16 protein-coding genes are annotated in these 18,252 nt (G+C 75.7%); 9 read left to right on the top strand and 7 right to left on the bottom strand.

The window, feature by feature from the left end; all coding sequences use genetic code 11:
• Positions 1–8: 8 nt before the first annotated feature.
• Complete coding sequence (locus ABZS80_RS07360; protein ID WP_355054924.1) at positions 9–1,010, top strand: tetratricopeptide repeat protein; 1,002 nt, start codon at positions 9–11, stop codon at positions 1,008–1,010.
• Between the two features lie 4 nt (positions 1,011–1,014).
• Here the strand turns inward: ABZS80_RS07360 and ABZS80_RS07355 are convergent, their stop codons facing one another.
• Entirely contained in the window at positions 1,015–1,962 is a 948-nt protein-coding gene (locus tag ABZS80_RS07355) for a hypothetical protein (RefSeq protein WP_355054923.1), read from the bottom strand.
• A complete protein-coding gene (locus ABZS80_RS07350; RefSeq protein ID WP_355054922.1) occupies positions 1,959–2,339 on the bottom strand; it encodes a hypothetical protein in 381 nt (126 codons plus the stop codon). The genes ABZS80_RS07355 and ABZS80_RS07350 overlap by 4 nt, the downstream gene beginning before the upstream one ends.
• Positions 2,340–2,500: 161 nt before the next feature.
• Between ABZS80_RS07350 and ABZS80_RS07345 the strand changes: the two genes are divergently transcribed.
• On the top strand, positions 2,501–6,268 hold the full coding sequence (locus ABZS80_RS07345) for a CHAT domain-containing protein (protein WP_355054921.1): 3,768 nt from the start codon (positions 2,501–2,503) through the stop codon (positions 6,266–6,268).
• Here ABZS80_RS07345 and ABZS80_RS07340 read toward each other — a convergent pair whose 3' ends face one another.
• The 3 genes from ABZS80_RS07340 to abc-f form a co-directional block, all read right to left on the bottom strand.
• Positions 6,269–7,810, bottom strand: a complete 1,542-nt coding sequence (locus tag ABZS80_RS07340) for a long-chain fatty acid--CoA ligase (RefSeq protein WP_355054920.1) — start codon at positions 7,808–7,810, stop codon at positions 6,269–6,271.
• 107 nt (positions 7,811–7,917) lie between these two features.
• Positions 7,918–9,066 carry an acyl-CoA dehydrogenase family protein gene (locus ABZS80_RS07335; RefSeq protein ID WP_355054919.1) on the bottom strand — a complete coding sequence of 383 codons (1,149 nt, stop codon included), beginning with the start codon at positions 9,064–9,066 and terminating at the stop codon, positions 7,918–7,920.
• A gap of 43 nt (positions 9,067–9,109) precedes the next feature.
• The gene (gene abc-f, locus ABZS80_RS07330; protein WP_355054918.1) at positions 9,110–10,747 is read right to left on the bottom strand and encodes a ribosomal protection-like ABC-F family protein; all 1,638 of its coding nucleotides are present in this window, start codon (positions 10,745–10,747) and stop codon (positions 9,110–9,112) included.
• A gap of 269 nt (positions 10,748–11,016) precedes the next feature.
• Here abc-f and ABZS80_RS07325 point away from each other — a divergent pair, with 269 nt between their 5' ends.
• A complete protein-coding gene (locus ABZS80_RS07325; RefSeq protein ID WP_355054917.1) occupies positions 11,017–12,357 on the top strand; it encodes a glycoside hydrolase family 18 protein in 1,341 nt (446 codons plus the stop codon).
• Positions 12,358–12,529: 172 nt separating this feature from the next.
• Positions 12,530–13,417 carry a hypothetical protein gene (locus ABZS80_RS07320; RefSeq protein ID WP_355054916.1) on the top strand — a complete coding sequence of 296 codons (888 nt, stop codon included), beginning with the start codon at positions 12,530–12,532 and terminating at the stop codon, positions 13,415–13,417.
• 43 nt (positions 13,418–13,460) lie between these two features.
• Here the strand turns inward: ABZS80_RS07320 and ABZS80_RS07315 are convergent, their stop codons facing one another.
• Together ABZS80_RS07315 and ABZS80_RS07310 are read right to left on the bottom strand one after the other, a co-directional pair.
• Complete coding sequence (locus ABZS80_RS07315) at positions 13,461–14,012, bottom strand: DUF5872 domain-containing protein (protein WP_355054915.1); 552 nt, start codon at positions 14,010–14,012, stop codon at positions 13,461–13,463.
• A 55-nt stretch (positions 14,013–14,067) separates the two neighbouring features.
• Positions 14,068–14,652: an ABATE domain-containing protein gene (locus tag ABZS80_RS07310; protein WP_355054914.1), complete on the bottom strand. Its 585-nt coding sequence runs from the start codon at positions 14,650–14,652 to the stop codon at positions 14,068–14,070.
• 129 nt (positions 14,653–14,781) lie between these two features.
• On the opposite strand from ABZS80_RS07310, the gene ABZS80_RS07305 reads away from it, so the two are divergent.
• From ABZS80_RS07305 to ABZS80_RS07285, 5 genes are all read left to right on the top strand, one after another.
• Positions 14,782–15,792 carry a LacI family DNA-binding transcriptional regulator gene (locus ABZS80_RS07305; RefSeq protein ID WP_355054913.1) on the top strand — a complete coding sequence of 337 codons (1,011 nt, stop codon included), beginning with the start codon at positions 14,782–14,784 and terminating at the stop codon, positions 15,790–15,792.
• Between the two features lie 136 nt (positions 15,793–15,928).
• A complete protein-coding gene (locus tag ABZS80_RS07300) occupies positions 15,929–16,372 on the top strand; it encodes a YbaB/EbfC family nucleoid-associated protein (RefSeq protein WP_355054912.1) in 444 nt (147 codons plus the stop codon).
• On the top strand, positions 16,369–16,695 hold the full coding sequence (locus tag ABZS80_RS07295) for a type VII secretion target (RefSeq protein WP_355054911.1): 327 nt from the start codon (positions 16,369–16,371) through the stop codon (positions 16,693–16,695). The genes ABZS80_RS07300 and ABZS80_RS07295 overlap by 4 nt, the downstream gene beginning before the upstream one ends.
• Complete coding sequence (locus ABZS80_RS07290; protein WP_355054910.1) at positions 16,692–17,393, top strand: hypothetical protein; 702 nt, start codon at positions 16,692–16,694, stop codon at positions 17,391–17,393. The genes ABZS80_RS07295 and ABZS80_RS07290 overlap by 4 nt, the downstream gene beginning before the upstream one ends.
• An 11-nt stretch (positions 17,394–17,404) precedes the next feature.
• A complete protein-coding gene (locus ABZS80_RS07285; RefSeq protein ID WP_355054909.1) occupies positions 17,405–18,226 on the top strand; it encodes a hypothetical protein in 822 nt (273 codons plus the stop codon).
• Positions 18,227–18,252 lie beyond the last annotated feature (26 nt).

The raw sequence follows: 18,252 nt of genomic DNA, 5'->3' as shown, positions 1-18,252 counted from the left end.
TACCACACGTGACCTTCCTCGATGGACATCCGCCTCGCACGGGCGAGACGACTGGGCTGACCGCCGTCCTCGACCGCTCGGGCATCGACCTGCGCCGGCCCTTCCGGCGGTTCCTGCGCCTGCCCTGGCCCACCCTCCGCGGGCTGGACATCCGCACCCCGAGCCTGCTCTCCATGGCGCTCGACGGTCACGGCCTGCGGTCCGGCGGTGTCCGCCTCGACCTGCACCTGGACGGCGGCGTGTGCCGGTTGCACGTCGACGGCACGCCGGCGTCGGAGCTGCGGGACCGGCTCGCGGCGTGGGCGGCCGACGAGGCCGGACCCCCCGAGCCGCTGCCCGCCACACCCCCACCGCCGCCGCGCCAGGTGCGCGGTCCGGTCGACGTGGTCCGGGTGTCCCTCGACATCTGGCGGGCCGCCGGCGTCGGCCGCGAGTCCGTCCCCGACCGGGGCACCCTGGCCTACCGGCTCAGCGTGGCCGAGGACCATCGCCTCTGCGGCCGGTTCACCGAGGCCGTCGCCCTGCTCGAGCCCCTGGCCGCCGGCGCGGCGGCGGCGTTCGGGCCGCTCGACAGCGACGCCCTGGCCGTCCGCAATGCGCTCGGCCAGGCCTACCTGGCCGCCGGGCAGGTGGACGACGGCCTGGACGTGCTGCGGGAGGTGCTGACCGCGGCCGAGCACGGGCAGGGCGCCGACGGCGACCTCGCCCTCGTCATCCGCAACAACCTGGCGGTCGGCTACCAGCAGGCCGGGCAGTACCCGCAGGCGATCGAACTGCACGAGCGGAACATCCGGCACAGCGAGCGCAAGCACGGGCAGTTGAGCCGGCAGACGGTCGGCCGCCGCAACAACCTGGCCGCCACCCTGGCGCTGGCCGGCTACCGGCGGCGGGCGATCGCGCTCTACTGGGAGGTCCTCGACGCGCTGCCGGCGGGTGCCCACGACGACACCCTGGCGGTCACGGCCCGGCAGAACCTCGCCATCCTGCACAACCCGTCGTGGCGACCGTGACCGGTCAGGGCAGGGGCGAGGAGCGCTCGGCCGGGCCGGCCCGGCGGGCGCGCGGCACCACATCGTCCTTGCGGACGATGGCGGTGACCTGCTCGCCGATCTCCCGGGTGAGCCGGTCCGGGCACGGCAGCCCGAGCTGGACCGCCAGGTCCCGCCCGTACAGGTCGACGGCGGCCTCGGCCAGCTCGGCGTAGACCGCCACGGCCAGGCGGGCGCGGTAGCGTGCGGTGGGCAGCGCCACCAGACCGACCACCAGGGCCGGCCACCAGAACGCCCCGAGGGCGGCGTACAGCAGGCCCCAGCCGACCAGCCGGGCGGCGGCCCCGCACCGCTCCTGCGCGGCCGCCAGTTCGCCCCGCGCCTCGTCCGGGAGCAGCAACCACAGGCGCGGCCACCCGCTCGCCAGGTCGATGCCGTAGCCGCGGTGCACCCGGACGTCGGTCGCGTGCAGCCGGTCGCCGATCCAGGTGGGCCGCGCCGGCTCCACGAGGCAGATCGCCGACCGGCGGGCGATGGCCCGGCGCGTGCGGTCCCGCAGCCCGGCGTCGCCGGGGTCCGTGACCAGCGCGCGTTCCGCGGCCAGCGCGGCGGCGTCCGCCCGCTCCCACCGGCGGCGGCGCCGGCCGGCGAGCCGGCCCAGCACCGGCCCGGACCCGGGCCGGCTCCACGTCCAGGAGACGAACGCGCCCACCGACTGCGCGACGAGCCCGGCCGCCGCCGCCCCGAGCAGGAACGCGACCGCGCCGATCAGCAGGCCCGCTCCCGTTCCAGCGGCCGGCCCAGCGGGCAGCCCGTCCCACCAGGCGGCCAGGGCGCGCTGGTCCACGGCGTGCCGCTGGCCCAGGACCCGCGCCAGGACCACCGCGGCGGCGAACAGCGCGCCCGGGAGCAGCAGCGCCGCCGTCCACCGGGTCACCAGCTGCTTGCCCAGCTCGGCGAGGAGGGCGTTCACAACACGATCCGGCGCTGCCCGAACGGCACACCGGTCAGCCCGCACACCGGCCGGTCGCCGTCGCCCTCGGGGACCGCGCGGGGACACGGCAGCGGGCTCGGGCAGCTCCAGGCGACGACCGTGGGATGCCCGCCCCCGCCGAGCCAGGCCTCGAACCCGCGTACGCCGGTGGTCAGGCCGTCGATGCCGTGCCGCGCGAAGGCGTCGTCGAGCCGGTCGAGGTCCTCCTCCAGGTGGTGGTCCAGGCGGCCCTCGGCGACGGCCTCAGCGATCCGGTCGAGCACGTCGGCGGCGCCGTAGCGCTCGGCGTGCTGGCGCAACTGCTCACCGACGGCCTGCCGGCACAGCCGGCCGACGCGCTCCGCGACGAGTTCCACATCGGCTCCCCGGGCACCGGTTTGGCTTCCGTTGCCACCCTATCGACCCGGGCCCGTCGGCACCGTCCCCAAAGGTGTGTCGCGCACCCGCTTCCGCCCTCCGGCCGGGGCGGGCAGGATGGGCACCGGAGATCGCAGGCCGACGCGGGGATCGAGTGGCGATGTCGAGACGGACCACCAGTGCCGCCGTAGGACGGGTCGCGGCGGTGCTCGCCGAGTACGAGCGCACCGGTGACCCGGCCGTCCTCACGGGACCGGACCTGTCGGCCGACGCGCACGTCCTCGCCGCCGCGGCCGGTGACCGGGGCGCCGGCCGGGCGGCGGCGCGGGAGCTGGCCCGGCTCCACTGGTACCGCTACCTCGACCTGCCCGGGCTGGACGGTGTGCGGGAGCGCCGGGCGGCCGTCGCGCTGTTCCGGCAGGGGTGCCGCGACGACCCGGACGAGGTGCCGGAGCTGATCCGGGACGAGCAGCCGGAGAGCGGCCGCCCCGACGCGCCGCGCCTGTCCGACGTCCTGCTCAGCCCGCAACAGGCCGACCGGATCGCGGGCCTGCGGCAGCGGCACCAAGCGGGTTCCGGCAAGGCCCTGCGGATGCTCGTCACGCTCTACCGGGACTGGTTGCCGCACCTGGCGCGTGAGCGCGACGAGGGGGCCGGCCTGCTCCGTGCCGCGCTGCTGACCGACCTCGCCGAGGCGCTGGCGGCGCTGGCGGAGGACGGCGGGGACGGCCGGACCTACGACGAGGCGCTGGACGCCCTCACGCAGGCCCTGGGCGCCACCTCGGCGCGGGACCCGCACCGGCTGCACCGGCTGCTCCTCCGCGGCCACCTGTTCGCGCTCTACTTCGACCGGGGCGCCGGCCCGCGGGCCCTGGAGCTGGCCGTCGGCGACTACCGGCGGGCCGCGCAGCTCGCCTGGGGGCGCCACCCCACCGACCCGCGGGTGGTGACGTGTCTCGGCGCGGCACTGTGCCGGCTGCACGACGTTCCGGAGCATGCGTCGGTGGAGCTCCTGCTGGAGGCGACCGCCACCTGGCGCGACGCCGTCCTCACCACGCCGCCGGACCATCCGGCGGCGGCGCCGGCCCTGGATCGGCTGAACACGGTCGTCAACCTGCTGGTCCGCGAGATCGGCCCGGATCCGGCCGGCACGATCGTCACGGCGGCGGACCAGCCGGCGGTGCTCGACCGGCTGCTGCGGCGGGCCGAGGAGACGGCCGGACGGGTGGCGGTGGACGCCGCGCCGCCGGCGCTGGCCGAGCGGTACGAGGCGGCCGTCGTGCTGGCCGCCGCGGTGCCCGGCTTCCATCCGGGGCGGGTCCGGGCCCTGCTCCTGCTCGGCGAGGCGGAGCTGGCCCACTGGGAACACGGCGGCGAGCTGGAGGGCGCGGGGCGGGCGGCGTCCTGGGCGCAGCTCGCGCTGGACGCCGCCGGGCCGGGGCACCCGCTGCGGCGGCAGGCGCTCAACCTGCTGGCGGGCGCGGCCTCCCGGGCGGGGGTGCACGGGCAGGTCGAGCACCTGGTCGAGGTCGGCGTCTCGGCCGCGCGCGCGGCGCTGGACCTCGCCGGCGGGCAGCCGGACACCCGTCCGCACCAGCTCGTGGTCCTCGCCGGCACCCTGTCCGACGCCGGCTGGCTCGCCAAGGATCCGGAGCTGCTGGACGAGGCGCTGCGCCACCAGCGGGAGGCGCTGGAGCAGACACCCGCGCACGACGAGTCGTACCCGTTGCGGCTCCTGCGGCTCGCCGACATGCTGTCCCGCCGGGCGGCGCTGGCACCCGACGACGCGCTGCTCGCCGAGGCCGTGGAGACCAGCCGGCGCGCCGCCGAGGCGCTGCCCGGTGACGACTCCCGCCGGGTCGGCTTCCTGTACAACCAGGCGAGCAGCCTGGCTCTCCTCTCGGCGCGCCGGGCCGACGAGGCCGGCCTGCTGGCGGCCGAAGGCACGTACCTCGACGCGCTCGCCCTGCTGCCCCCGGAGCACCCCGACCAGCCGCGCATCGGCAGCTCGATCGCGGACGCCCGCTACCAGCGGTATCTGGTGAGCGGTGACCGCGACGTGCTGGCCGACGCCGTGCGGCTGGCCCGGCGGGCGGTGGCGCAGACGCCGGCCGGGCACCACTGGTGGTCGCTGCGGGCCGGGCTCCTCGCCCGGGCCGCCGCCGCGCTGGCCCGGGCGGGCGGCCCGGACGCCGACCGGGCGAGGGCCGAGGCCATCGAGACGTACGCCGCCATCGCCGCGTCGTCCGTGGTGGACGCGGAGACCGCGATCGACGCGGAGCGCCAGCAGGCCGAGCTGGCCCGGGAGGCCGGCGACCCGGCGGCCCGGCTGGCCGCCCTGGAGCGGGCGGTGCGGCAGCTGCCCGCCTCGGTCGACCGGTCGTCGGCCGGGCACCGCCGGCTCGGCACGGTCGAGGCGCTGGGCGGGGTGGCGACCGAGGCCGCCGCCGCGGCGATCGCGGCCGGCGACGCCGACGGCGCCGTCGAACTCCTGGAACGCGGCCGCGGTCTGCTGTTCCACGAGGCACTCGGGATCCGGGGTGGCCGCGTGGAGCTACGCGCGGTCGACGCGGCGCTCGCCGCGGAACTCGACCGCATCGACCGGAAGCTGGCCGAGGCGGACGCGTACACCCAGGTCCGGAAGTTCACCATCGAGGTGGAACGCCGGACGGAGTCCGGCGAGGTGCTGGCCAGTTCCACCAGGGACTGGGACCCCCGACCGGTCTGGCTCGCCCAGACCCGGCAGCTCGCCGCCGAACGGGACCGGGTGGTCGAGCGGATCCGACGGTTGCCGGGGTTCGCCGACTTCCTGCGGCCGCCGTCGATGCCGCTGCTGCGCCGGCGGCTGGCCGGGATGCCGGTCGCCGTCGTCACGACGCACGGCGACCGGGGCGACGCCCTGCTCGTCCCGGCGGACCCGGAGCGGCCCGTGCGCCCGGTGCGCCTGCCCGACCTGCGCGCGGCCACGATCCAGCGGCACGTCGCGCGCTGGTACGCGGCCGTGGCCGACGCGACCGACCCGGCCGTGCCGTTCGACCGGCGCGCCGCCGCCCAGGAGGAGCTGCACGGCATCCTGGGCTGGCTGTGGGACGCGGTCGCCGGGCCGGTGCTCGACCTGCTGGCCCCGGCGGGCGACCCGCCGCCGCGGATCTGGTGGTGCCCGGTCGGCCCGCTGGCCCGGCTTCCGCTGCACGCGGCCGGCCACCACCGGGAGCCGGGCGGCCGGCGTACCGTCCTCGACCGTGCGGTGTCGTCGTGGACGCCGACCCTCACGGCCCTGGCCCACGCGGGGGCGGACCGGCCGGCACGGCCGACGGCCGCCACGGCCGCCGTCGTCGGCGTGCCGACCGTGCGGGACCTGCCGGCGCTGTCCCAGGTACGCGCCGAGGTCGAGGAGGTCGCCCGGCTGATGCCCGGCTCCACGGTGCTGGCCGGGACCGAGGTGGCGCCCGACGCGGTCGAGGACGCGCTCCGGGAGCACCCCGTCGCGCACTTCGCCTGCCACGCCGAGGCCGACACGCGCGTCGCCTCGATGCTGACCGGCGGGCTGCGCCTCGGCGGCGGGCGCTCGCTCAGCCCGCACATGGTGGGCGCCTACCATCTGGAGCGGGCCGAGCTGGCCTTCCTGTCCGCGTGCGGCTCCGCCGCGACGCACCCCCGGTTGACCGACGAGCCGCTGCACCTGGCGGCGGCCTTCCAGCTCGCCGGCTTCCGGGGGGTGATCGGCACGACCTGGCGGACCCCGGACAGCGCGCGGGTCGCCGCGGCGTTCTACGCCGGGCTGACCGACGGCGGCACCCGCCCCCCGGACACCGCGGCGGCGGCCCGGGTGCTCGCCGAGACGGTGCGGGCCGTCCGCGACGAGTTCCCGGCGACGCCGACCCGGTGGGCCGGCCACCTCCACGTCGGACTGAACCGGCCGCTGTGATCAGTCGGCGGGCGGTGCCACCGTGCGGCGCAACTCCCGCTTGAGCACCTTGTGGCTCGGCCCGACCGGCAGCGCGTCGACGTAGCGGATCTGGCGGGGGTACTTGTGGCGGCCCAGGTGCTCGCGCGACCAGTCGATCAGCTCCTGCTCGGCCGGCAGGCCGGGGCCGGCCGGGTCGGCCACCACCACGGCGCAGACCTCCTCACCGTGCCGCGGGTGGGGCACGCCGATCACGGCCACCTGGCCGACGGCGGGGTGCCGGGCCAGGACCTCCTCGACCTCGCGCGGGTAGACGTTGAAGCCGCCCCGGATGATCAGGTCCTTCTTGCGGTCCACGATGGTGATGAACCCGTCGGCGTCCTTGCGCCCCAGGTCGCCACTGCGGAACCAGCCGTCGACCAGCGCCTCCGCGGTCGCCTCCGGCCGCCCGAGGTAGCCGGCGAAGACGTTGTGCCCGCGGATGACGATCTCGCCGAGCTCGCCGGCCGGCAGCAGCTCGATCCGGTCGTCCAGGTCGGCGCGGGCGATCTCCACCTCGACGCCCCAGACCGGGTGCCCGATGGTGCCGGGGCGGGTGCCGAAGTGCGGCTGGTTGGTCGTCGCCGTCGGCGAGGTCTCGGAGAGCCCGTAGCCCTCGAAGATCGTCGTGTGGAAGCCGGCGTGGAACCGTTCCAGCACGGCCACGGGCAGCGACGCCCCGCCCGAGACGCACAGCCGCAGGCGGGGCAGGGTGGCGCGGTCCCGGGCGGCGTCGAGCAGCGCCACGTACATGGTCGGCACGCCGTGGAAGACGTTCACCCCCTCGGCCAGCATGAGGTCGATGGCGGCCGGCCCGCTGAACCGGCTCAGCAGCACCAGGGTCGCGCCGACGCGGAAGGTGCCGTTCATGGCCACGGTCTGGCCGAAGCTGTGGAACAGGGGGAGGCAGCCGAGCACCACGTCGCTCTGCCGCGCGTCGTTGGCGTCGAAGACGTTGACGGTGGCGTTCATGACCAGGTTGAGGTGGGTGAGCAGCGCGCCCTTGGGCACGCCGGTGGTGCCGCTGGTGTAGAGCACCACGGCGGTGTCCTCCGCCTGCCGGGTCACGTACGACGGCAGCGCCGGCAGCGGCCCGCTCACCTCCTCCAGCCGGGACACGCCGGTGCCGCCCGGCCCGACGGTCACCAGCGGGACGCCCGCCGCCGCAGCGGCCGCGGCGCCCAGGGCGAGCTGCGAGCCGTGACAGACCAGCAGCTTCGCGCCGCTGTCGCGCAGCACGTGCACCGCCTCGTCCACGGTCAGCAGCAGGTGCACCGGCACCAGCACCGCGCCGGCGGCCAGGGCGCCGTAGTAGACCCGGGGGAAGTCGACCACGTTCGGGGCCAGCAGGGCCACCGGGTCGCCCGGTGCGACGCCCAGCTCCCGCAGGCCGGCGGCGTACCCGCGGGCCTGCCGCCACAGCTCGGCGTAGCTGACCCGGGTGTCGCCGTCGACGACGGCCACGGTGTCCGGGTGCCGCCGGGCGGCCTCGGCCAGCACCATGGCCAGCGACAGCGCGGTCACCGGGCCGCCCTCCGGAGCGGGCGGCCCGTCGCCGCGGGCGGCTTCTCGATGCGGGCGTTGCTCGTCATGCCGGATGCCCTCCCGGGGTCGATGGGTTCGTCCTGTGGTCAGAAGGCGTTGACGCCGGTGAGCGCGCGCCCGATGAGCAGTTGCTGGATCTGGCTGGTGCCCTCGTAGAGGGTCATGACGCGGGCGTCCCGCAGGTACTTGCCGGCCGGGAACTCGTCGATGTAGCCGTAACCGCCGAAGACCTGGACGGCGTTGTTGGCGGCCCGCACGGCGGCCTCGCTGGCGAACAGCTTGGCCATCGAGGCCTCGGTGGCGAACGGCTCGCCGCGGTCGACGAGGTCGGCCACCCGCCACACGAGCAGCCGGGCGGCGGCGGTGTCGACGGCGATGCCGGCGATGAGCTGCTGCACGAGCTGGTGCCCGGCGATGGGCTTGCCGAACTGGTGGCGCTGCCCGGCGTAGCCGACCGCGGCGTCCAGGCAGCCCTGCGCGATGCCGACGCAGCCGGCGGCCACCGACATGCGGCCCTTGGCCAGGGTGGCCAGGGCGAGCCGGAAGCCGCCGCCCTCCGGGCCGAGGCGCGCCGAGTCGGGCACGCGGACGGCGTCGAACCGGAGTTCACCGGTGGCCTGCCCGCGCAGGCCGAGCTTGCCGTGGATCGGCCGGCGGGTGAGCCCGGCGGCCCCGGTGGGCACCAGGAACGCGGTGATGCCGCGGTGCCCCGGGCCGCCGGTGCGGGCGAACACCAGCGCCACGTCGGCGGTGGTGCCGTTGGTGATGAACGTCTTCGTGCCGGTGAGCAGCCAGTCGGCGCCGTCGCGGACCGCACGGGTGCGCAGCGCGGCCGCGTCCGAGCCGCTGTCCGGTTCGGTGAGCGCGAAGCAGCCCAGCGCGTCGCCGGAGCAGAGCCGGGGCAGCCACTCCTGCTTCTGGGCGGGCGACCCGTGCGCGGCGACGGACTTGGCGACCAGCCCGAGCGACACCGAGACGATGCCCCGGACGGCGGAGTCGCCCCGGCCCAGTTCCTCCAGCACCAGGCAGTAGGTGACGTGGTCGCCGCCGGACCCGCCGTCCTCCTCGGGCACGGTGAGCCCGAGAAAGCCGAGCCGCCCCAGCTTCCCGACGATGTCGGGGTCCACCTCCTCCCGCCGGTCCCAGGCCGCCGCGTGCGGCGCCACCTCACGGTCGACGAACTCGGCGGCGAGCCGGCGAGCCGCCACCTGCTCGGCGGAGAGCTGAAGGTCCATCGGCTTAAACTAGCGGCGCAAGTTTAAGTCCGTCCAGACCCGCTCAGGCCGGTTCGGGCGCGGGCACCTCCCGGAGCCGGCCGGCCTCGAGCCGGAGCCAGCGCCGCACGCCGATCTCGGCGAGGAACCGCTCGTCGTGGCTGACCACCACGAACGCTCCCCGGTACGCGCCCAGGGCGCTCTCCAACTGACCCGCGCTGACCAGGTCGAGGTTGTTCGTCGGCTCGTCCAGCAGCAGCAGGTGGGGGGCCGGCTGCGCGTACAGGACACAGGCGAGGGTCGCCCGCAGGCGTTCGCCGCCGGAGAGCACGCCGACCGGCAGGTGGGCGCGCGCCCCGCGGAAGAGGAACCGGGCCAGCAGGTTCATCCGCTCGGCCGGCGGCCGGTCGGGTGCGTACGCAGCGAAGTTCTCCGCCACCGTGCGGTCCGGGTCGAGCAGGTCCAGCCGCTGCGACAGGTACGCGACCCGGCCCTCGCCCCGGCGCACCTGACCGCCCTCCGGGTCGAGATCGCCCTGGAGCAACCGCAGCAGGGTGGACTTGCCGGCGCCGTTGGGCCCGGTCAGGGCGATCCGCTCGGGCCCCCGGATGGTGAGGTCCACCCCGTCCCCGGCGAAGACGGCCCGCCCGTCGTGGTGGACCTGCATCCGCTCCCCCGCCACGACCGTCCGGCCGGCCGGGACGGTGGTGTCCGGCAGGTCCAGGGTCAGCGTCTGGTCCTCGCGCAGCGCCCTGCTGGCCTCGTCGAGCCGGGACTGGGCCTCGCTCACCCGGTTGGCGTGCAACTGCCGGGACCGGCCGGCCGACTCCTGGGCGCTGCGCTTCAGCCCGCCGGCGACGATCCGGGCCAGGCCGGCGCTGTCGAGGTTGCGGGCGGCGTTGCCGGCCCGCCGTTCGGCCCGCTCCCGGGCCTGCTGCATCTCCCGCTTCTCCCGCTTCACCTCCTGCTCGGCGCCGCGCACGGTGCGCTCGGCCGCTTCCCGGGCGGCCCGGCTGGCCTCCTCGTACGCGGTGAAGTTCCCACCGAACAGGCGTACCTCCCCGCGGTCCAACTCGGCGATGCGGTCCATCTGGTCGAGCAGGGCCCGGTCGTGGCTGACCAGCAGCAGGCAGCCCGACCACTCGTCGAGCACCGCGTAGAGGCGGTGCCGCGCGTCGAGGTCGAGGTTGTTCGTCGGCTCGTCGAGCAGCAGCACGTCGGGGCGGCGGAGCAGTTGCGCGGCCAGGCCGAGGGAGACGACCTGCCCGCCGCTGAGGGTGTCCAGCCGCCGGTCGAGCGGGACGTCACCCAGACCGAGCCGGTCGAGTTCGGCCCGGCTGCGCTCCTCCACGTCCCAGTCGTCGCCGACGGTGGTGAAGTGTTCCTCGGCGGCGTCACCGGACTCGATGGCGTGCAGCGCCCGGAGCACCGCGTCGACGCCCAGCACCTGGGCCACGGTCAGGTCGCCCGCGAGGGGCAGGTTCTGCGGCAGGTAGCCGAGCACGCCGTCCACCGTCACGGCGCCGCCGGTGGGGGTGAGGTCGCCGGCTATCAGCCGCAGCAGGGTGGTCTTGCCGGCGCCGTTCGGCGCGACCAGACCGGTGCGGCCGGGCGGCACGGTGAAGGACAGGTCCTGGAAGACCGGGGTGTCGTCCGGCCAGGAGAAGGAGAGGTTGGTGCACACGACACAGGTGTCGGACATCTGAAGAGACCCTCGGGAGTTGAGCCGGGCAGGGCACGGCCGCCCGGATGACGAGACGGGGATGCGACGAGGTGGGCCGGGATCACCCGGAGATGTCGTCGTCGCCCGTCATGTCGGTCTCCTTCGAGTTGGCGCGCGGTCTCTCGACGCGCGCACCACCACCCTAGCAACTCCGCGCGGCGCCCTTGACCTCGATTGGCGACCGGCTTAGCTTCATCGATCAGAAAGGTCTCTTAACTAATCCCGCTCCGTCCGCCGTGGGAGTGCCGATGCGACCGTTCCGCCACCGCCGCCTCACCGCCCTCGTCGCCCTGTCGACCCTGCTGCTCACCGCCGCGCCACCGGCCGCCGCGAGCGCCGACGGCTCGGCCCGCCGGACCGGATACCACCGGGTCGGCTACTTCACCCAGTGGGGCATCTACGGCCGGGCCTTCCCGGTCAAGAAGCTCGACACGTCCGGGGCGGCGAGCCGCCTCACCCACGTCAACTACGCGTTCGGCAACATCAGCGCCGACGGACGGTGCTACGTGGACGGCGGGCCGGGCGAGGGGGACGCCTGGGCCGACTACCAGCGCACCGTCCCGGCGGAGGAGAGCGTCGACGGCGTCGCCGACGCCTGGGGCGAGCCGCTCAACGGCAACTTCGGCCAGCTCGCCAAGCTCAAGGCCCGGCACCCCGACCTGAAGGTGCTCATCTCGCTGGGCGGCTGGAGCTGGTCGACGTACCTCTCCGACGCCGCCCGCACCGACGCCTCCCGCCGGGCGTTCGTCGCCTCCTGCATCGACCTCTACCTCAAGGGAAACCTGCCGGTCCTGGACGGCGGCAGCGGCGGCCCGGGCGCGGCCGCCGGCGTCTTCGACGGCATCGACCTGGACTGGGAGTGGCCGAACTGGCCCGGCGAACCGGGCAACGTGGTCCGCCCCGAGGACCGGGAGAACTTCACCAGGCTGCTCGCCGAGTTCCGCCGACAGCTCGACGCGTACGGGCGGCAGGCCCACCGGCACTACGCGCTGACCGCGTTCCTGCCGGCCAACCCCGCCACCATGGACGCCGGGTACGAGGGCCGGAAGATCTTCCGGTACCTCGACTTCGCCACCGTGCAGGGGTACGACTTCCACGGTTCCTGGGACTCGGTGACCAACCAGCAGTCGGCGCTGCGCGTGCCCTCCGGCGCGCCGGACGACCCGGACTTCTCCGCCGAGGTGGCGATCGACGGCTGGCTCGCCCGCGGCGCCCCGCGCGGGAAGCTGGTCCTGGGCATCCCCTACTACGGCCGGGGCTGGACCGGCGTGACCGGCGGCGGGGACGGGCTGTTCCAGCCCGCGGCCGGGCCGGCGCCGGCCACCTTCGAGGCCGGCTCGGAGGACTACAAGCAGCTCAAGACCCTGCACGGCAAGGGCTACGCCGTCCACCGCGACCTGCGCGCCGGGCACGCCTGGCTGTTCGACGGCACGACCCTGTGGACGTACGACGATCCGCTGGTGGTGCTCCAGAAGACGCTCTACATCCGCCGGGCCGGGCTGGCCGGGGCGATGGTCTGGTCGCTCGACGGCGACGACGACAACGCGACGCTGACCAGGACGATCAGCCTGGGTCTCACGACGCCGTAGCGCAGCTCGCCGCCTCCGCCGCCAGGCCGCCCCTCCCGGCCGGCGGCGGAGGCGGTGCGCACCGGGGATCGTGCCGCCGCGGCTCCCCGCCCGGCGGCGGAACCGGCGGTCCCGGCGCCTCGTCCAAGCACCGGACGTCCGGAAACGACCGGACCGGCGGAGGGGCGGGACGATGGGGCGCAGCAGACACCTCGTGGTGGCCGTCGCGGTGGGCACGCTACTGGCGGGCTGCGCCGCCGGCTCGGAGGCCACCACCGGCCCGCCGGCCGCGAGCGCGGGCCCGCTCGGCGGCGGATCGTCCCCCGACCCGGTCGGGCTGATCGGCAACTGGGCGGTGACCGCCGCCGACGGCGGGGCCGGTGTGCTGCGACTCGCTCCCTCCGACCAGGGCGACCTGCTGTGGTTCGACCGCTGCGGGGTGTCGACGGGGACCTGGCGGGCGGGTGCCGACGGCCTGTTCGTGTCCGAGCTATCGGGCCTCTCGCCGTCCGGCCGTCCGGGCTGCCCCTCCGATCCGCGGGGCGGGCCCGCCTGGCTGCCCCGGGCCACCGCGTTCCGCCTGGACGGGAAGACCCCGATCCTTCTCGACGACCAGGGCCGGCAGGTCGCCCGGCTGGCGCCCGGCGCGAAGCCCGACCCCGGGCCGCACCTGCTGCCGGCGCTGGCCGAGCCGCCCGTGGTCACCCCCGAGGTCCGGCGGGCCCTCGCGCCGGCCGCCGCCCTGCCGGCGGGCCTGACGCCGCCCGGCCGGGCCGCCCTGCTCGGCCGCTGGGTACCCGCCGGTCCGCAGCGGGGCGGGCCGGACCCGGCGTACGTGGAGTTGCGGGACGACGGCGGATGGCGCGGCTCCGACGGCTGCAACGGCCAGGGTGGGCGGTGGGTCGCCGGGGCGGGGGGCGCCCTGCTCGCCACCGCCGGACCCAGCACCCTGATCGGCTGCGCGAACGTCCCGGTGGCGCTCTGGCTGTCCGGGGCGTCCCGGGCGGGGCTGGACGGCGACGTGCTGGTGCTCGTGGACGCCGGGGGCGGGGAGACGGGCCGGTTGCGGCGCGACGGCTGACCGGTCGTCCCGGCCGCGGAGGGGGGCGCCCGGGGCGGCACCGTCAGCGCCGGGCCAGCTCCGACTCCAGGCGCTGGACGAGCGTCTTGCGGTCCTTGCCGCCGCGCTCGCGCCGCAGCGCCGCCCGGAGCTGGCGGGTGTCGAGGCCACGGATCAACTTGACCGCCTCCGTGACCGGCAGGTCCGACAGGGGTCCGGCGGCGTTGGCCTCTTTACGGGCGCGCTTCGCCGGTCCGGTGTTGGCGACGAACTGCCGCCCGGACCGGGACGCCTGCCGCTTCTTCGTGTCGGTGTCGCGCCGCTGCTCGTCGGAAAGCTGCTCCCACGCCCGTTTGGGCAGGTAACGCGCGGTCTCACCGTTGCGGCGCGCGCGGGTGGAACCCGACCGGGTCTGCCACTCCTCGGCGCCCCACCGCTGCAGGTTGCGCTGCCGCTCGTCCCGGGGTCCCTCGAAGCCCCCACCACGCTTCTTGTACTCGTTGGTGAGCAGTTGCGACTTGCGCGCCGACCACTGACCCGGCCGGCCGCCCTTGTCGGACGCCTGGATCTCCTCCTTGAGCTGCTGCCGGAGTTCGGGCTTCGTGTATCTGGCCATGCGAGGGCGTTCCCACCGACGGCGGGTCACATGCGTCCGGCCGGCCGCCGGCCGGTCAGCGGTCCCGGCCGGTGTCCGGCGTCCGGGACCGGCGGTCGCGGCGCACGGCGTAGGCCCGGCGCATCTTGACGTAGTTGCCGCATCCGGCCATGGAGCACCAGCGGCGCGCCTGGTTGCGGGAGGCGTCGTAGTAGGCCCACCGGCAGGTGTCCCGGTCGCACACCTTGAGCCGGGTCCACACCTGGTCCTGCGCGCACTGCCGGATCGCGTCGACCAGGGCGGCCAACGCCACGTCGAGCGGGCCGGTGCGGGCGGGGACGAGGCGCGGGGCGCCGCCCGCGAGCGTCAGCCGCACGGGCGCCGCGGCCAGGGCCTCGTCGAGGCGCCGCAGCGCGTCGGGGTCGGCGGGGTGGCCGGCGTGGCCAAGGAGCACCGCCCGCAGGCCCTCGCGGACGGTGCGGGCCACGGCGAGGTCCGCCCGGCCCAGCCGCGCGCCGGCGGGGACCACCCCCCGCTCGGCGAGCCAGTCCCGCAGCGCGTCCGGCGTGGTCAGCGACTCCTCGTCGACCTGCGGCTCGAAGGTGTTGACGAAATCGCGCACCAGCCGCACGGCGGCCGGCACCGATCGCTCGTCACTCACCGTCGGGCTCCTTTCGTTCACACCAGCGTAACGCCTTGACCGGTGTAGCCCCTCTCTGGGATCGTCCGGTGTGTACACCGGCGAAAGGGGTTGGCTGGTGTCAGGAGGGGCGCGGCGGGAGGACGGATCGTGGCCACCACGCTCAGGGACGTGGCGCGGCAGGCGCGCGTGTCGGTGAAGACGGTCTCGAACGTCATCAACGACCACCCGCACGTCAGTGACGAGTTGCGCCGCCGCGTGCGGGCGGCCGTCGGTGAGCTGGGCTACCGGCCCAACCTCGCGGCCCGCACCCTGCGCACCGGCCGCACCGGGCTGCTCGCGCTGATCGTCCCCGACGTCGAGGCGCCCGGCCTGCACGGGCTGGCGCGTGAGGTCGTCCACGCGGCGACCGGCCGGGGCTTTCGCGTCGTCGTCGAACATCTCGGACCCGACACCGGGCGTGCCGCGCCCCCGGCGCACCCCGGAGCACCGCCGGGCGTCGACGCCGTCCTGCTCGGCGCGGACGCCGTGCCGCCGGAGCTGATCGACGCCCACCTCGGCACCGGCACTCCCCTCGTCCTGCTCGGCGACAGCCGCGATCCGCGCTGCGACCAGGTGGCCCTCGACGGCGCCCGCGCCGCGGCCGACGCCACCGAGCACCTGCTGGGCACCGGGCGACGGCGCATCGCCGCCATCGGCGCCCGGCCGGGTGAGGCCACCGGACCGGCGCAGCCCCGCACCCTCGGCTACCAGCGGGCGGTCCGCCGGGCCGGACTCGACCCACCCGCCGGCTACCTGCGGGCCACCGCCCAGCACCGGTACGAGGACGGCTACCGGGCCGCCCGGTGGCTGTTCGCGCACGAGCATCGCCCGGACGCCCTCTTCTGCTATTCCGACCGGCTCGCCATCGGGGCCCTGCGGGCCGCCGCCGACGCCGGGCTGCGGGTGCCCACGGACGTGGCCGTGGTCGGATTCGGCGACAGCGAGGAGGGCCGCTACTCCCGACCGACGCTGACCTCCGTCTCGGCCGACCCCGCGTTCCTCGCCCGGGAGGCGGTCGCTCTGGTCGCCGCCCGCCTGGACCGCCCGGACGCCCCGCCCGCCCGGATCACCGCGCCGCACACGATCCTGCCCCGGGAGAGCACCCGCCCGGCCCGTTGACCACCCATCGCCGTCCACTGTGTCCTCGTCGTGGCACCCCGGATGTGAAGGGGTGTTCTACAATCGACGCCGCCCTGTGAGGTGCTGGGGATCAGCGGTCGGCACGGGATCCGGGCCTACTCGGGGGAGGCGCATGGTGAGCGGGGCTCTGAGCGGCGGCGTGCTCGACCCGGACGGCGCCATGGATCAGATGCGGGCCTGGAAGGGCCGCATCGACAAGCTCGCCGCGGACACGAAGGCGATGAGCGACCGCCTCCAGGAGCTGCGGGTCACGGCCGGGGACGACCACGGCCTGGCCGAGGTCACCGTCGACGCCGGCGGCGCGCTGCTGGACCTCCGCCTGGGCCGGCACATCCAGCGGGCCTCCCCCGAGGTGGTCGCCCACGCGGTCATGGAGGCGATCCGGCGGGCGAAGGGACAGCTCGCCGAGCGGTCGCAGGAGATCATCGCGGAGACCGTCGGCACCGAGTCGGCGGCCGCCCGCGCCATCGCCGAGCGGGTGGGCCGGCAACTGCGCCCCGACCCGGAACCCGGCAGGGGCGAGCCGGGCTCCTACGGCGGCCACGGCTGGCAACGATGACCGGCCCGGCCGGCTGGGCCGCCGACCCCGAGCAGATCCGCGCGCACGCCGCGTACGTCGAGGGGTTGCGGGCCCGGTTCGACGCGGTCCGCGGCGCGAGCGCGCACATCGCGCGGGACGACCAGGCGTACGGGCTGCTGTGCGGGTGGATCTCCGCGATCCTGGAGGACCGGCACACCCGCCAGGACGAGCTGGTCGCGTACGTCGACGAGAACCTCAGGCTGGTCGCCGACGGCCTGCGCCGCACCGCCGACAGCTACGACGGTGTGGACGGTGACGCGGCCAGCTCGATGGAGGCGATCAGCCGGCGGTTGCGGGCATGACCGACGAGTCGCTGGTCGCGGATGTCCGGTCCACGCGGGAGGTGTGGACCGGGTCGTCGCTGGCCGACGGTGTCGAGGGCCTGGTGGACGCCATCCGCAGCGAGGGCTGGGTGGACGACCTGCTCGCCGGTGCGGCCTTCGGGCTGGACGTCGCCGCGACGGTGCTGGATCCGTTCAGCGCGTTGCTGGCCAACGGCATCGGCTGGGCGATGGAATACTTCGAGCCGCTGCGGGAGATGCTCGACTGGCTCACCGGCATGCCCGACGTGGTCGCGTCGCACGCCGCGACCTGGGACAACATGGCCGGCCACCTGCAGCGGATGGCGGCCGACCTGCAGGCGCACCTGGCCGGCGACCTGCCCGACTGGCGGGGGCACGCCGCCGAGGCGTACCAGTCGCTGATGAGGAACAACGTGGACGCGATCGCCGGTCTGGGTGGCGCGTCCGCGGCGATGGCGGCCGCCACCCAGGCCGCCGGGAACCTCGTCTCGTTCACCCGCGACATCGTCCGGGACCTCATCGCGGACCTCGTGGCGCGCGTCGTCGTCTGGGCCGTCGAGGCGATCTTCGTGGTCACCATCCCGGTGATCGCCGCGCAGATCACCGCCGCCGTGCTCAAGTGGGCGGGCCGGATCCTGAGCTACACCACGGCGCTCGTCACCAGCCTCACCAACCTGTCCAAGCTCGTCAACGGCTGACCGGGGGGATCGTGGCGAAGCCCAGGGGACCGCACGGCAGCACCGGTGACGGCGGCGACGGCGGGGATGTCGGGGATGCCGGCGACGGCGGTGTGCCCCGGCAGCGGGGCGGCGGGTCGCACGGCCGGCCCAGCAGCGTCGCCGAGACCCACCGGGCCGTCACCGAGGCGGCGGAGGGCGGGCGGCCCGGCGGCCCGAGGTCGACCGACGGCAGGCCCGCCGAGGGTGACGCCGACGCGCAGCGCCCCCAGAACGACCCGGAGCTGGGCAAGCACGACGAGAAGACGCTGGAGGAGATCGCCAAGGCGCGTCAGCAGATCGCCGGCCAGCTCCAGGAGATGGTCGACGACGCGTGGGACCACGTCGACCAGAACCGGGACTCGATCCTCCAGCGGGAGGGCTACCAGCGACAGCGGGACAAGCTCCTGGAGCGGGGCTACCCCGAGGACGTGGCCGACCTCGTCGTGGAGCGCACCGCGCTGGGCACCGAGTCCCACCGTGAACTCGCCAACGCGATCGACAGCGAGGCGACCACCATGCTCGACCCGGAGACGGGTTTCCGGCTGCGTACCGAGGTCGGTTACGACGCCCAGGGCGTCGAGACGCCGAAGGTGACCGACCAGGACTTCCGGCCGGACGTCATCCTGGAGCGACAGTACCGGGACTCGGCGACCGACGAGCTGGACTGGGAGGTCGCGCACGCCTACGACCTGAAGACCGGCCTGAAGACCGGCATCGAGCCGAGCTGGGCCAACAAGGTCAAGCGGGTGCTGGACCTGCCCGAGCACCCGGAGGAGCTACGGCCGACGCAGCGCCCGCTGAGCGTAGACTGACCGGGCCCGGCCGGCGACCCGCGAAA

Origin of the sequence: Micromonospora sp. NPDC005305 (genome assembly GCF_040607315.1) — a bacterium.
In the GTDB taxonomy this organism is placed as follows: domain Bacteria; phylum Actinomycetota; class Actinomycetes; order Mycobacteriales; family Micromonosporaceae; genus Micromonospora.
Note: the sequence above shows the minus strand (reverse complement) of the source record. Positions and strands in the feature narration are given on the sequence as shown.

Coding starts and splice junctions, on each gene's coding strand:
- ABZS80_RS07345 (WP_355054921.1), top strand. CDS start 2,501: ATGTCGAGACGGACCACCAGTGCCGCCGTAGGACGGGTCGCGGCGGTG.
- ABZS80_RS07335 (WP_355054919.1), bottom strand. CDS start 9,066: ATGGACCTTCAGCTCTCCGCCGAGCAGGTGGCGGCTCGCCGGCTCGCC.
- abc-f (WP_355054918.1), bottom strand. CDS start 10,747: ATGTCCGACACCTGTGTCGTGTGCACCAACCTCTCCTTCTCCTGGCCG.
- ABZS80_RS07325 (WP_355054917.1), top strand. CDS start 11,017: ATGCGACCGTTCCGCCACCGCCGCCTCACCGCCCTCGTCGCCCTGTCG.
- ABZS80_RS07320 (WP_355054916.1), top strand. CDS start 12,530: ATGGGGCGCAGCAGACACCTCGTGGTGGCCGTCGCGGTGGGCACGCTA.
- ABZS80_RS07315 (WP_355054915.1), bottom strand. CDS start 14,012: ATGGCCAGATACACGAAGCCCGAACTCCGGCAGCAGCTCAAGGAGGAG.
- ABZS80_RS07295 (WP_355054911.1), top strand. CDS start 16,369: ATGACCGGCCCGGCCGGCTGGGCCGCCGACCCCGAGCAGATCCGCGCG.
- ABZS80_RS07290 (WP_355054910.1), top strand. CDS start 16,692: ATGACCGACGAGTCGCTGGTCGCGGATGTCCGGTCCACGCGGGAGGTG.